This window comes from Rhodococcus sp. OAS809 (assembly GCF_040546695.1).
Lineage (GTDB): Bacteria > Actinomycetota > Actinomycetes > Mycobacteriales > Mycobacteriaceae > Rhodococcus_F > Rhodococcus_F qingshengii.
This window is the reverse complement of the sequence record NZ_JBEPOI010000002.1, coordinates 264,269-278,140: the sequence shown is the minus strand read 5'-3', so window position 1 is coordinate 278,140 and position 13,872 is coordinate 264,269. Positions and strand designations below refer to the sequence as shown.

Sequence of the window (13,872 nt, the reverse complement as noted above, 5' to 3'; positions counted from 1 at the left end):
CCTCAATCGATCAAGAAGGGAGCCACACCAGTGGCCCACACTCAGGAAGAAATCATCGCGGAACTCGGCCAGATCGTGGAGGAGGTCACCGGTATCGAGCCTTCCGAGGTCACCGTCGACAAGTCCTTCGTGGACGACCTCGATATCGACTCCCTGTCCATGGTCGAGATCGCCGTTCAGACCGAAGACAAGTACGGCGTGAAGGTCCCCGACGAGGATCTCGCAGGCCTGCGCACCGTCGGCGACATCGTCGCGTACATCCAGAAGCTCGAAGCCGAAGGCGCCGAAGCCAAGAACGCAGAGTGAGCCGACCGTGACTTCCGCTTCTACCCGCAAAGGGAAATTCCCCGACATCGTCGTCACGAGCCTCGCGACGTCGACCTCGGTGGCTGGTGATGTGGATGGCACGTGGAAGGCGCTACTCGCCGGCGAAAGCGGCATCGGAATCCTCGATGACCCGTTCATCGACGAGTTCGACCTTCCCATTCGCATCGGCGGGCACCTGAAGGTTTCACCGGACGAGGGCTTGTCCCGCGTCGAAATTCGACGGATGAGCTGGGTGGAACGCCTTGCCCTCACGTTGAGTCGCACGGTCTGGAGCAACGCCGGCAGCCCTGAAGTCGATCAGGACCGCCTGGCCGTTGTCATCGGCACCGGACTCGGCGGCGGCGACACGCTCATCGACGCCGTCGACAAGCTCCGTGGCGGCGGATACCGCAAGGTGTCCCCGTTCTCGGTGCAGATGGTCATGCCCAACGGACCGGCCGCAACGGTCGGACTCGAACTCGGGGCCCGCGGTGGCGTCATCACTCCGGTGTCGGCATGTTCATCAGGTTCCGAGGCAATTGCTCACGCTCACCGCATGCTTGTCATGGGTGACGCGGACATGGTTGTGGCTGGTGGAGTCGAGAGCTTCATCGACGCCGTTCCGATCGCGAGCTTCGCCATGATGCGTGCGATGAGCACCAACAACGACAATCCGGCCGCAGCTTCACGTCCTTTCGACAAGGACCGCGACGGATTTGTCTTCGGCGAAGCCGGCGCCCTGATGATCCTCGAAACCGAGGAGCACGCCAAGGCACGCGGGGCAACGATTCACGCCCGCCTGCTCGGTTCCGGAATCACTTCGGACGGGTACCACATCGTGGCACCGCATCCGGAAGGCCTGGGCGCGGCGCGAGCCATGACCCGAGCAATCGAGATGGCCGGACTGACGAAGTCCGACATCAAGCACATCAACGCCCACGCCACTGCGACGCCGATCGGTGACATCGCAGAGGCAAAGGCAATCAACGCAGCGGTCGGCAATCACGCTGCGGTGTACGGCCCGAAATCCGCGCTGGGACACTCGATCGGCGCTGTCGGCGCCCTCGAATCAGTCCTCACGGTTCTGGCAGTGCGTGACGGGATCATCCCGCCCACGCTCAATGTTGACAGCCAGGATCCAGAAATCGATCTCGATGTCGTCAAGGGTGAACCCCGAACCGGCTCTTTCGATTTCGCACTGAACAACTCGTTCGGTTTCGGTGGGCACAATGTCGCGCTCGCCTTCGGTCGGGCCTAGCCCGAACCGTGGTTTGCACCTGTCCGCGGGTGTCGTTGCAACACAACGTCACCCGCGGACAACACCGACCTTTCGTTCCACCCAAGGCTCGTACTGAAGGAGGACGCGATGACCATCCTGGCCCCCGTGACAAAGTCCGAATCATCGACAGACCCGCGCGATCCTCTTGCGCGCCTGGAAAATCTGTTCGACCCCGGCACAACAGTGCCGCTCCACGCCCGTGACAAGTCCGGTGTGCTCGCTGCGTCCGGAAACATCGACGGCGTCCGCACCATCGCATACTGCTCCGACGCCACTGTCATGGGTGGCGCCATGGGCGTCGACGGTTGCAAACACCTCGTCAAAGCCATCGATACCGCCATCGAGGAAGAGTCCCCCATCGTGGGCCTCTGGCACTCCGGTGGCGCGCGTCTGGCTGAAGGCGTCGAGGCGCTCCACGCCGTCGGACTGGTCTTCGAGGCCATGGTCCGCGCGTCGGGTCTCATACCTCAAATTTCCGTCGTGCTCGGCTTTGCTGCTGGCGGAGCCGCGTACGGTCCAGCCCTCACCGATGTCGTGATCATGGCGCCGGAAGGCCGAGTGTTCGTCACCGGGCCAGACGTAGTTCGTAGTGTCACCGGCGAACAGGTCGACATGGTGTCACTCGGCGGTCCGGACACACACACCAAGAAGTCGGGTGTCGCGCACATCGCCGCACACGACGAGGCCGACGCATTGCACCGCGCACGACGCCTGGTCTCGATGATGTGCGAGCAGGGCGAATTCGATCAGCGGGCAGCGGAACTCGGCGACAGCGATCTGCGCGCCATGATGCCTGCGTCCGCAAAACGTGCATACGACGTTCGTCCCATCGTTCACGAAATGCTCGACAACGTCGAAGGCGAGTCGAGTTTCGAAGAACTGCAAGGCAATTACGCTCGGAGCATCGTCACCGGTTTCGGCCGGATGGCCGGACGCACCGTTGGCGTCATTGCGAACAACCCACTGCGACTCGGGGGGTGCCTGAACTCCGAAAGTGCAGAGAAGGCCGCTCGATTCGTGCGACTGTGCAACGCATTTGGCGTGCCGCTCGTGGTCGTCGTCGATGTTCCCGGGTATTTGCCGGGCGTCTCGATGGAGTGGGAAGGCGTTGTCCGACGCGGAGCGAAGTTACTTCACGCCTTCGCCGAGGCAACGGTCCCCCGCGTCACCGTCGTCACTCGAAAGATCTACGGCGGCGCCTACATCGCGATGAACTCGCGAGCACTGGGAGCCACGGCCGTATTCGCTTGGCCCAACTCCGAAGTAGCCGTGATGGGTGCGAAGGCTGCTGTCGGCATCCTGCACAAGCGGGCCCTCGCAGCTGCACCGGACGACGAGCGTGAAGCATTGCACGACCGACTCGCTGCCGAGCACGAGGCAATCGCGGGCGGCGTCGACCGCGCGGTCGAAATCGGCGTCGTCGACGAGGAAATCGACCCGGCGAAGACTCGCAGCATCGTGACCGCTGCCCTCGCGTCTGCACCATCTGTCCGCGCGCGGCACAAGAACATTCCGCTCTGACAACCCTGGACAGCAAGGTGGGCCTCGCCGATACGGCGGGGCCCACCTTTGTCATTCGAGTCTTTGTCGTTCAAGCCGCGAGAGCACTCCGGGTTCAGGATGGACCTCGGTCAGCTGACACGCCTTCGCAGCCATGTCACTTCGGCACCTTCGCCTGAACTCCGGAAGGGTTCGAGTTCCTCGTCCCACGGTGTACCTATCGCCCGATCGATTTCCGCGGCGATGTCTCCACCGGAATTCATGATGGACCGCAGTTTCATCTCCCCTACGACGACATCACCGTTCGCACTGGTGGATCCGCGCCACAGGCCCAGACCGGGCACATGGCTGTACCGTTCGCCGTCGACGCCGTGACTCGGGTCCTCGGTGACCTCGAACCGCAACATCGGCCACGCGCGTAGCGAGTCGACCAGGCGGGCACAGGTTCCGACGGGACCCGTCCAGTCCGTCGTCGCACGCAGAAGCCCGTCGTAGGCAGGCTGTGAGGTCCATCTGAGCTTGGCAGGGCTGTCCAACGTGGCGGACAAAGCCCAATCCACGTGCGGGCACAGCGCCGCGGGCGACGAGTGGATGTAAACCACACCAGTCGTCACGTCCGCGAATTGATTCATTTCGCGCACTCGAGCCTCCTGCTTCGACGAGGGACGTCTTCCCCAACGACCTCTGTCGAGTTCGTGCAGCACGCTCGATTGAACAGTGTGCCTTGTGTTACCCGTGTTGCGCCAGTGGAAGGAGAGAAATTTGTGCTCTACCGCGAAACTTCACCGACCACGCCATCCGACAATTCGGTCCACAAAGGCTTGGCCCAATCACCGAAATCGCGATCGGTAAGCACGACGCACGCAGTATCGATCGTGGGATCGACCCACAGGAACGTCCCGGACTGGCCGAAATGACCGAAGGTAGCGGCCGAGTTCTCGAGACCCGTCCAATGCGGACGCTTGTCGCCCCGAATTTCGAATCCGAGCCCCCAGTCGTTGGGGCGCTGAGAGCCATAGCCCGGAAGAATTCCGTTGAGCCCCGGGAACTGCACAGTTGTCGCCTCTGCGAACGTCTGCGCCGAGACCAGAGTCGGCGAGAGCAGTTCAGCCGCGAACTTGGCCAAGTCGTCTGCCGATGCCTGCGCACCGTGACCGGCCGGACCGACAAGAGCCGCGCTGGTCATCGCCAACGGCGCGAACACCGCCTCGGCCAGATAGTCGGCAAATTCGATCTCGGTCTCCCGGGAAACCAACTCGGCAAGCACCTCGAACCCCGCACTCGAGTAGATCCGCTTCGACGCCACCGGCGCCTGAACAACACGTTCGGCGAATGCCAATCCCGAAGCATGTGCGAGGAGATGACGAACGGTCGACCCCTCAGGCCCGGCCGGCCCATCCAACTCGACCGCCCCCTCCTCCAGTGCCACGAGAATCGCGTAGGCGCACAACAGTTTTGTCACCGAAGCCAGGGGGAAAACATGCGCCTGGTCGCCACTGAAAGCACGAATGCGGTCGCCCTCACCGGGATTCTTTCCGGAGAGGACGACCGCTGCCGCATTGTCGACCGGCCACTGCTGGATTACGTCGAGACTGTGAGTACTGGGCACCCGATCAGACTACTGGCACAAGGGTTGCGCTTCCGATCACCAGTCAGCTTCGGTGTAGCGGATGACGCCGCGGATGTTCTTGCCATCCAACATGTCCTGGTAGCCGTCGTTCACGCCTTCGAGCGTGTAGGTCCGAGTGACCATGTCGTCGAGGTTCAGCTTGCCTGCCTTGTACATCGCGAGGAGGTTCGGCACGTCCTGGCGAGCGTTGCCACCGCCGAAAATGTTGCCCTGAAGGTCCTTCTGAAGCATCGCCATCAGGAACAGGTTCAGCTTCACATCCATGTCCGTCAGGTGCCCCATTGCGGTGACGACACAACGGCCGGCCTTTGCCGTCAGAATCATCGCTTCTTCGACGTACTCACCCTTCATTTCGCCGACGGTGATGATCGTCTTCTGCGCCATGCGGCCATACGTAGCGTCGATGATCGGCTGAATGGCAGCGGCAGCGCTTTCGAAAGCGTGCGTTGCGCCGAACTTCAGAGCCTGCTCACGCTTCCACGGCACGGGGTCGATGGCAAAGATGTACCGGGCGCCCGATGCAACTGCACCCTGTAGCGCACTGATACCGACGCCGCCGACACCCATGATCACAACGTCTTCGCCGGGCTTCACATCGGCGATGTGGGTTGCCGATCCCCAACCGGTCGGGACGCCGCAACCGACGAGTGCGGCAACCTCGAACGGAATGTCCTTGTCGATCTTCACCACTGACGACTGGTTCACGACCATGTAGGGCGAGAACGTCCCTAGCAGGCACATCGGGATCACGTTTTCGCCGCGAGCCTGGATCCGGTAAGTGCCGTCACTGATGGCCTGGCCGCTGAGGAGGCCCATCCCGAGGTCACACAGGTTCTGATGACCGGCCGAACACGCCGGACAGGTTCCACAAGCCGGAATGAAGGACAGAACGACGTGGTCGCCGACCTCCAGACCCTTGACCTCCGGGCCGAGCTTGGTGATGACGCCCGAACCCTCGTGCCCACCCATGACGGGGAACGACGGCATCGGGGTCGCGCCGGTGACGATGTGGTGATCGGAGTGGCACATTCCGGCCGCTTCCATGCGAATCTGAACTTCGCCGGCTACCGGCTCACCGATCTCGATCTCCTCGACGGACCACTTTTCATTGAGGCCCCACAGGATTGCACCCTTGGTCTTCACGTCACTTCACCCTTTCATTCGCACACCCGCATCTATCTCTGTGACCATAGCCACAAATCTGCGAAATTGGAACGTGTTCTAACGAAAGATTTTGCACTGCAGGTCAGACGTCCAAATGACCTGGCACAACCGGCGCGGCAATGACGGAATAATGACCCACTGAGTGGGACAGGCCACACGGGCACCCGAAAGTAGAGCCGCCCCGAAAGCACGCAACCATTCGACTCCACCTCCCACCAATCGGTCGGACACAGAGCAGCGGGTCTGAAACAGGCCTGGGCATGTTCTGGTGCATCTGAGGTTTGGCCCCTCAGGTTTTGAAGGTGGTGTTCGCCGGCCGTGGGTGCTGCTGCGGGTCGATCGAGGGCGGCGGGATGAACCAGGGTTTATTGTCGACTCCTATCCGAATTTCCCATTTGCCGACGAACCCTGATTTCCGGTGCATCAGTCGGTGGTGTGAACGGCACAGCAGGACCAGGTTGTTCATCACCGTCGGGCCACCGTTCGCCCAGTGCCGGATATGGTGCGCATCGGTCCAGGCGGGCACGCATGTGCAGCCCGGGAACGCGCAGCCTCTGTCGCGGGCAATCAACGCAGTCCGTTGTTCGGCGGTGACCAACCTCTTTCCTGGTTTCGCATCCAAGGGCGTGCCGTGATCGTCGAGCAGCACGGTCGAGAGGAAACAATCACACCCGAGAAGCCTTGTCTGCGAAACGGACAGCGGTCCGAGCCAGGGCATGTGCCCGACATCAAGATCAGACACAGCCACTCCACCACCATCAGTTGGTGTGGCGGCGCAGTCCCGATGCTCAGCCAGATCCCGAGCATTGATGTGCACGTTCACATGCGGACGCTGACCACCATCGGTACCGGTCTTGGCGCAATCGAGATAGCGGCGAATCAGTTCGGTGAACCCATCCGCAGTCCGCTTCGCCGCCGACCGAGAATCCGGCGTCCCATCTGGTGCCGGGGTCGGCATCGTCAGATTCGACAACGCCGACAACAACATTTCACCGGTGAGAGCATCGAAATCCCCACGCACCACCACCCGACCATTGAGCGTCGACGCGATCCGCAACTCATTGAGATCGACATCCTCGGCGGGCGGAATCTCATCCGATTCGAACAACCGCTCCAAGGTCGCAATCACGTTCCGCACCTTCGTCGTCGTCGCCTCCACACCCGACGCAGCAGCGAGCAACAAATCGATGCACTTCGGGAGCGCCTCCTCCGGCATCCCCTTCGGTGGTGATTCACAGAACGCCACGATCAACACGGCATGATCGAAGGAGCAATCCCCGCCATCGAACCGAGCCGCCACCGCCGGAAACGGCCGCAAAGCTGCACCCAACGCGGCGATCTTCTTCCCGTCCCGAACCTGCAGCATCGTGTTCGCCGCCAACCATGACCCCACACCGCGGCTCGCGATCACCTGATCATCCGGACGCAACGACAACTCGTCCACCACCGCCACCCGCACCGCTTCCAGGCGCAGAATCTCCGCACTCGACGACACCGCAGCCTCACGCAACTCAGCAGCAGACAACCGCCACAGACGTCCGCGTAACCCCACCGCAGAACCAGACACCACATCCGACAACAAGACACTCATTGAATCCCCCGATCCCCTCCCCAAACAATACTCGAACACCCGTTCGAGTCAAGAGTTTCTCGAGTCAATCCACCGAGCGTCCCGGAATCACCACACCGCATTGATAGGCGAGAACCACCAGTTGCGCGCGGTCGCGGACATCCAGTTTTGTCATCGCCCGGTTCACGTGCGTTTTTGCCGTGACCGCGCTGATCACCAATTCCGCAGCGATTTCGTCGTTGGACATCCCGAGGGCAACGAGGGTTACCACTTCGAGTTCGCGTGGGGTCAACTGACCGAAAATCCCAGAAGTCGAGTCGGCCCGCGACGGAGTGGAAAGGAACCGAGAAATCAACGCGCTGGTCGCAATCGGCGACAGCAAAGAGTTCCCACCTGCGACCGTCCGAACAGCATCGAGTAGATCCTCGGCTCGGATTCCTTTGCCGATGAAGCCGCTGGCTCCCGCCCGGATCGCCTGTGCCACATGCTCATCCACTTCGAAGGTGGTAAGAATCAACACGTGCACGTCGGTCAAATCCGGATGATCTGCAATCATGGCGGTCGCTTCGACTCCGCTGGTGCCTGGCATTCGAATGTCCATCAATACAACGTCGGGTCGATGCTCGAGCGCCGCCTGGAATGCCTGCTCTCCGTCTGCCGCCTCGGCGACCACCTCCATGTCCTCTTCCGAACCGATCAGCAGCGCAAGCGTTTGACGGAAGAGCGCCTGATCGTCTGCCACTACCACCCGAATACTCACGACTCCTCACGCTCCGAACCCCTGGACACCGAGACAAGCGGTAGTTGGGCGTCCACACGAAATCCCCCGTCGGCGCGGAATCCTGCTGAGACCTCGCCTCCCATCGCCTGTGCCCTCTCCTTCATTCCCAGCAGTCCGTACCCGGGTGGTGACGTCGAAGGCACTGCCGTTCCGGCGTTTTCGACCGACAGCATCAGAACCTCGGCTTCGTATGACAACGACACGGTGACGGCTCCTGGCAGCGCATGCTTGCTCGCATTCACGAGTGCCTCCTGGATAATTCGGTACGCTGTTAGATCTACTGCGGGCCCGAGTGGGCGCAGCGAACCCACAGCGCGCACATCGATTTCCATTCCTGCACTGACGAATTGATCCACCAGTGCCGGTAGATCCGAAAGCCCCGGAGCCGGCTTCATCGAGCGATCACCGTCCTGAGCATCACGGAGAACTCCGACCGTGGCCCGAATTTCATCGAGTGCCGCCTTGGACGTTTCCTCCACTCCGCGTAGTGCAGTCGTCGCCTTCTCCGGGTCTTTCCCGATCAAGTGCGACGCGACCCCGACTTGCAGGTTGACCAAGGCAATGTGGTGCGCGACAACGTCGTGCAGGTCTCGCGCAATCCGCATCCTTTCTTCGACGACGCGGTGTCGGGCCTCGTCCTCGCGCATTCTTTCCGCTTGCACCGCGCGCGCCTCGACGGACTCCAGATAGGCTCGGCGAGAACGGACCTCGGCGCCGGCAAAACTTGCCATCAGCAACCAAGCCAACAACCCCAGTGCCTCCTGCAGGAGATTGTTCCCCACTCCCAGGAAGATCGTGACGAGCATCAGCGAGCTGACTGTGCTCGCCGCTGCGAAGAAGGTCCTCCGGCGGTCACTCGTGCTGGCAACGTAGTAGAGGCACACCATCGCTGCGGAACCTGTGCCGGCATTCGGCGGCGCTGACAGTGCAATCATCAATACGCCGAGGAGTACTGCCACCGCCAGTGCCGAGAACGGATAGCGCCTTCGGAACACGATGGTTGCCGCTGCGATCGCTGTTACAAGCACTCCCACAACCGTGACCTCGCGGGTGTCATTGCCGTCGAGCGCGATGCGGTGCGCCGTCCACGTGGCAAGGAGCACGAGAATCGCCAGTGCCAGGTCGATGGTGCGCGGGTGTTCCGCACACCATCGACCCCACGTCGATGTCGAAGTCATCGATCTACCGTATCCGGGTCACACCGACAACTTGTCGCTCGTGGGTTCACTGGATTCCTTCGAATCTGCGAGCAGCGCAGTCAACTGCTCCCCCTCGACATCGACGTTCGGGACCAACCGGTCCAGCCATGAGGGGAACCACCATGCCCTCGAGCCCAACAGGGACATGACGGCCGGTACGACGGTCATACGAATCACGAAGGCGTCGAACAGAACCGCGAACGAGAGTCCGAGTCCGATCTGCATGATGAAGGCGTCGCCGCCGAAGATGAAGCCCGCGAAAACGGCGATCATGATCAGCGCCGCGGCCGTGACCACTCGCGCGCCCTGGTCGAAGCCCTTCACGACTGCTTCATCCGGTCCGTCACCGTGGACGAACGCTTCACGCATTCTGGTCACCAGGAACACCTGGTAGTCCATCGCCAACCCGAAGACGATGCCAATCATGAAGATGGGCAACATCGCCACAACTGATCCGGTTTGACCTTCGATTCCGAGAATGCCGGCGAACCAACCCCACTGGAAGATCGCGACCAGCACACCGAACGTCGCACCGATCGAGAGCAGAAATCCGAGAGTTGCCTTGAGTGGTACCAAGATCGAGCGGAACACCAACATCAGGAGGATGAAGGCGAGGCCGACGACCAATGCGAGGTAGGGAACCAGGGCGTCGGCCAGGCGATCCGAAACGTCGATCGTCAACGCTGTCTGACCGGTGACCGACATCGTGCCTCCGGTCTCGTCGGTCAGTGATCCGGCGACCTCACGTATATCTGCGACGAGCGCCTTTGTTGCCTCGGTTTCCGGGCCACTCGAGGGAACCACCGTGATGACTGCTGTATCGCCGGCCTGATTGAGTGCTGGCGGCGTCACTGCCGCTACGTCGGGCAGAGCGCCGAGCTTTTCCTGGGCGCCGCTCAATGCCGCTGCCGGATCTGCGGCGTCGGCAACGTCGACGACCACCATGAGCGGACCGCTGAACCCGGCACCGAACCCCTCGGATAGTCGGTCGGTAGCCCTGGCGGCAGTTGTGTCGGGCACTGGTGGGCTCGCCAAACTCAGGTTGATTCCGAAGGTGGGGATCGCCAGCAATCCCAGCCCGAGGACTGACGCGAGCAAAACCGGAACTCGACGCCGGATCACGAACTTGGCCCATCGCGAGCCCGCCCCCTCCGACTGTTTCCGGTGTGTCAGTTCACCGCCGGACGCCAGCAGTCGACGATCAGACCGACTCATGACGCGCGACCCTGCAAATCCGAGTGTGGCGGGCAGCAGCGTCAGTGAAATCACCACTGCAACAGCAACTGCGAATGCTGCAGCCAGACCCATGCTCGTCAGGAACGGGATGTTCACGACGAACAGTCCTGCCAATGCGATGAGCACCGTCAACCCCGCGAACACTACGGCCGAACCCGCAGTCCCCGCTGCGCGGCCCGCAGCAATTTCTGGATCATGTCCGTCACGTAGTTCGGAGCGGTAGCGCGAGACGATGAAGAGCGAATAGTCGATCGCCACGGCGAGCCCCAGCATCATTGCCAGGACGGTTGTGCTCGAACCCAATTCGATGAAACCAGTTGCGATAGTGATCGTGCAGATCGCGATGCCGATGCCGATCAACGCGCTGATCAAGGGAAGCCCTGCTGCCACCAACGAACCGAAAGTGACCGTCAGGACCACAGCGGCGATCGCGACGCCGATCACTTCGCCCATCGATTCGGCACTGCTTTCCATCAGCACGTTGCCGGCAACATCGACTGCCAGCCCTGAATCCGCGGCGTCGTGGACGGCGGACTCGAGCAGTTCTTTCGAGCTGTCCGGCAAGTCGATCGAGTCGGCGGTATAGGAGACCTGCATGTATCCGATCGTCCCAGTCGGCGACACTCCGCCGGAGGCATACGGATCCGATACCGCTGCAACCTCGGGGTCCTTCCCGAGCGCAGAGACCAAGTCACTGACGGATTGTCGAATCGCCGGATCGGTGAGCGTCGTGCCTGCCGGAGATTCGAAGACGATGCGAGCACTGGCTCCGTCGGTGGACGACTGCGGAAATCTTTCAGCCAGAAGATCCTGCGCCGCTTGTGATTCGGTGCCCGGAATCGACAACGTATTGACGGTCGGACCGGACAGCGTTGCTGCGCCTACTCCGCCCGCCACCAGCAGGACGACCCAGAAGCCCACCATTGCCCAACGGCGCCGAAACGCGAGTCGCGAGAGTTTGTACAGGAATATCGACATGCGTGTCACTGTGCCGATACACGACCCCGTCGCACATCGTGCACAGGTAGGCAGTTCGACGTACTGCGCTCGCAGTAGGGCGGTGGTCCCCAGTGCTAGACGGGCAGGCCCAACTCCCTTGACCACGGCGGATCCGCCCCGGGACGTGACACGGTGACGGCTGCCGCGCGTGCGGCAAAGGTCAACGCGGCCGACCAATCTGCCTCGGTGAACGCACGCACAACAGCGACGTCGAGTGCGTCGTGACGATCAAGGTAGGCCAACAGGGCTCCGTGAACGGTATCGCCCGCACCGATCGTGTCCGCGACGTCGACCGCGGGCGCCGGCACCGAAACATCGAGTTCCTCGGTGATCAACCGCAACCCGTCACCACCACGGGTGAGCAGGACGGCGCCGACGCCTTCGTGGAGCCACTCGGCGCCGTCGACCGAACCCAACCACTTCGCGTCGTCGTCGCTCACTTTGAGAATATCGATGGCGGGCAACCACGAACGAAACCGTCGTCGATACGCGTCCGGGTCGGAGATCACCGCCGGACGAATGTTGGGGTCGACCATGGTGAGTCGACCGCGGGCGTGGGCTTCGTGCAGCAAAGCTTCGTAGGCCGAGGCCCCGGGCTCGAGCACCAGCGACAGCGTTCCGAACGAGAATGCCCGGGCAGAGGGAAGTTTCGGCAGCGCGAACTGTCGATCTGCCGTTCCCTCGAGGTAGAAGGAATACCGCGCACCTCCGTCCGCTGCAAGGTTCACGACGGCCAGAGTTGTCGGCTCGGGCCCACGTTCGACTCCGGTTGTGTCGACATTGGACGCGGCCAGCGAGTCGATCATCCGATCTCCGAAGGCGTCGGTGGACAAGCGAGAGACGAATCCCACGTCGGATCCGAGTCGACCCAGTGCAACCGCAACGTTGAACGGTCCACCGCCCAACTTGGGTGAGAAGTTCTCCCCCACCGGAACCAGATCAACCAGTCCCTCACCACACACCACGACGGATCGTTCGCGTGTATCACTCATCGGTAGACCCTAACCTTCTCACCGGTCGAAGATGGATGTGACCTGCTCGGCACGAACGAGTTCGGGTGCCGAGCAGGTCACGATTATGGTGGGATTCAGCTACCCACGCGCTCACCCGTAGTCGGGTCGAAGAGGTGAACGAGGCCGTCCACCCGCTCGAAGCCCAGCGTCTGGCCGTACTGCAGCTTCGATCGACCGCCGGTGCGTGCAACGAGCGAGATCGGGTCGGCTTCGGTACCAGGCACGTGTGCGTAGATGTACGACTCGTTGCCCAGTTCCTCTACCAGGTCGATCTGAGCTGCGATTCCGTCTCCGGCAGCAACCACCTGGAATTGCTCGGGCCGAATTCCCACTGTGACCGAAGCCAGACCGGCCGCGGCGATTGCCGCCATCTGCTCGCGGTCCAGCGGAACCTCGACGTCACCGAAACGCACCCCACCCGAACTGACCGGCGCCGTTACCAAGTTCATACCTGGAGATCCGATGAAACCGGCAACAAACGCATTGGCCGGCCGATCGTAAAGTTCGGTCGGAGAAGCGAATTGTTGCAACTTGCCGCCCTTGAGCACTGCCACGCGATCACCCATCGTCATCGCTTCCACCTGATCGTGCGTGACGTAGACGGTGGTGGTTCCGAGACGACGCTGCAACGCCGCGATCTGCGTGCGGGTCTGGACGCGTAGCTTTGCGTCGAGGTTGGAGAGCGGCTCGTCCATGCAGAACACTTGCGGTTCACGAACGATAGCTCGGCCCATGGCAACTCGCTGCCGTTGACCACCGGAAAGCTTGGCCGGTTTGCGGTCGAGATAGTCAGTCAGGTCAAGCAGTTTGGCCGCTTCGGCCACTTTCTTCTTACGCTCCTCGACGGGCACACCGCGCATCTTCAACGCGAACCCCATATTTTCGCCGACGGTTTTATTGGGGTACAGCGCGTAATTCTGGAAGACCATTGCGATGTCGCGATCCTTCGACGGGACATCGGTCATGTCCTTGCCGTTGATGGTGATCGCACCGGAATCGATGTCCTCGAGCCCTGCCAACATGCGCAGGGCCGTGGACTTTCCGGAACCTGACGGACCGACGAGCACGATGAACTCCCCGTCCTTGATGTCAAGATCGAGTGAATCTACAGCGAGGGTCCCAGCACCTTCGTAGATGCAAGACGCTTTCTGGTAAGAGATTTCAGCCATGACGAACTCCTGAGAGGGTGAGGAGA

At 61.8% G+C, this 13,872-nt stretch carries 12 protein-coding genes; 3 read left to right on the top strand and 9 right to left on the bottom strand.

The features are described 5' to 3' along the window. The first annotated feature begins 30 nt into the window (after positions 1-30). The 3 genes from acpM to ABIE52_RS04440 all read left to right on the top strand — a co-directional run bounded on the left by acpM (position 31) and on the right by ABIE52_RS04440 (position 3,106). Positions 31-306, top strand: a complete 276-nt coding sequence (gene acpM, locus ABIE52_RS04450) for a meromycolate extension acyl carrier protein AcpM (protein WP_003941649.1) — start codon at positions 31-33, stop codon at positions 304-306. Between the two features lie 7 nt (positions 307-313). After that, positions 314-1,564, top strand: coding sequence for a KasA/KasB family beta-ketoacyl-ACP synthase (locus ABIE52_RS04445; RefSeq protein WP_003941591.1), 1,251 nt, complete (start codon positions 314-316; stop codon positions 1,562-1,564). 108 nt (positions 1,565-1,672) lie between these two features. Continuing rightward, on the top strand, positions 1,673-3,106 hold the full coding sequence (locus tag ABIE52_RS04440) for an acyl-CoA carboxylase subunit beta (protein ID WP_003941597.1): 1,434 nt from the start codon (positions 1,673-1,675) through the stop codon (positions 3,104-3,106). Between the two features lie 110 nt (positions 3,107-3,216). Here ABIE52_RS04440 and ABIE52_RS04435 read toward each other — a convergent pair whose 3' ends face one another. The 9 genes from ABIE52_RS04435 to ABIE52_RS04395 all read right to left on the bottom strand — a co-directional run bounded on the left by ABIE52_RS04435 (position 3,217) and on the right by ABIE52_RS04395 (position 13,846). Continuing rightward, positions 3,217-3,726, bottom strand: coding sequence for a DUF3145 domain-containing protein (locus ABIE52_RS04435; RefSeq protein ID WP_042445731.1), 510 nt, complete (start codon positions 3,724-3,726; stop codon positions 3,217-3,219). A 128-nt stretch (positions 3,727-3,854) separates the two neighbouring features. Beyond that, entirely contained in the window at positions 3,855-4,694 is an 840-nt protein-coding gene (locus tag ABIE52_RS04430) for a serine hydrolase domain-containing protein (protein ID WP_047270813.1), read from the bottom strand. A 36-nt stretch (positions 4,695-4,730) separates the two neighbouring features. Continuing rightward, positions 4,731-5,858, bottom strand: a complete 1,128-nt coding sequence (locus ABIE52_RS04425) for an NDMA-dependent alcohol dehydrogenase (protein ID WP_003941638.1) — start codon at positions 5,856-5,858, stop codon at positions 4,731-4,733. 310 nt (positions 5,859-6,168) lie between these two features. Continuing rightward, the gene (locus ABIE52_RS04420) at positions 6,169-7,470 is read right to left on the bottom strand and encodes an HNH endonuclease signature motif containing protein (RefSeq protein WP_192712976.1); all 1,302 of its coding nucleotides are present in this window, start codon (positions 7,468-7,470) and stop codon (positions 6,169-6,171) included. A 64-nt stretch (positions 7,471-7,534) separates the two neighbouring features. After that, complete coding sequence (locus ABIE52_RS04415; protein WP_042450142.1) at positions 7,535-8,209, bottom strand: response regulator transcription factor; 675 nt, start codon at positions 8,207-8,209, stop codon at positions 7,535-7,537. Next, positions 8,206-9,408: a sensor histidine kinase gene (locus ABIE52_RS04410; RefSeq protein WP_058039428.1), complete on the bottom strand. Its 1,203-nt coding sequence runs from the start codon at positions 9,406-9,408 to the stop codon at positions 8,206-8,208. The genes ABIE52_RS04415 and ABIE52_RS04410 overlap by 4 nt, the downstream gene beginning before the upstream one ends. Positions 9,409-9,426: 18 nt before the next feature. Next, a complete protein-coding gene (locus ABIE52_RS04405; protein ID WP_192712975.1) occupies positions 9,427-11,643 on the bottom strand; it encodes an MMPL family transporter in 2,217 nt (738 codons plus the stop codon). 95 nt (positions 11,644-11,738) lie between these two features. Beyond that, complete coding sequence (locus ABIE52_RS04400) at positions 11,739-12,656, bottom strand: carbohydrate kinase family protein (protein ID WP_042921922.1); 918 nt, start codon at positions 12,654-12,656, stop codon at positions 11,739-11,741. 95 nt (positions 12,657-12,751) lie between these two features. Then, complete coding sequence (locus ABIE52_RS04395) at positions 12,752-13,846, bottom strand: ABC transporter ATP-binding protein (protein WP_030536580.1); 1,095 nt, start codon at positions 13,844-13,846, stop codon at positions 12,752-12,754. Positions 13,847-13,872: the final 26 nt, after the last annotated feature.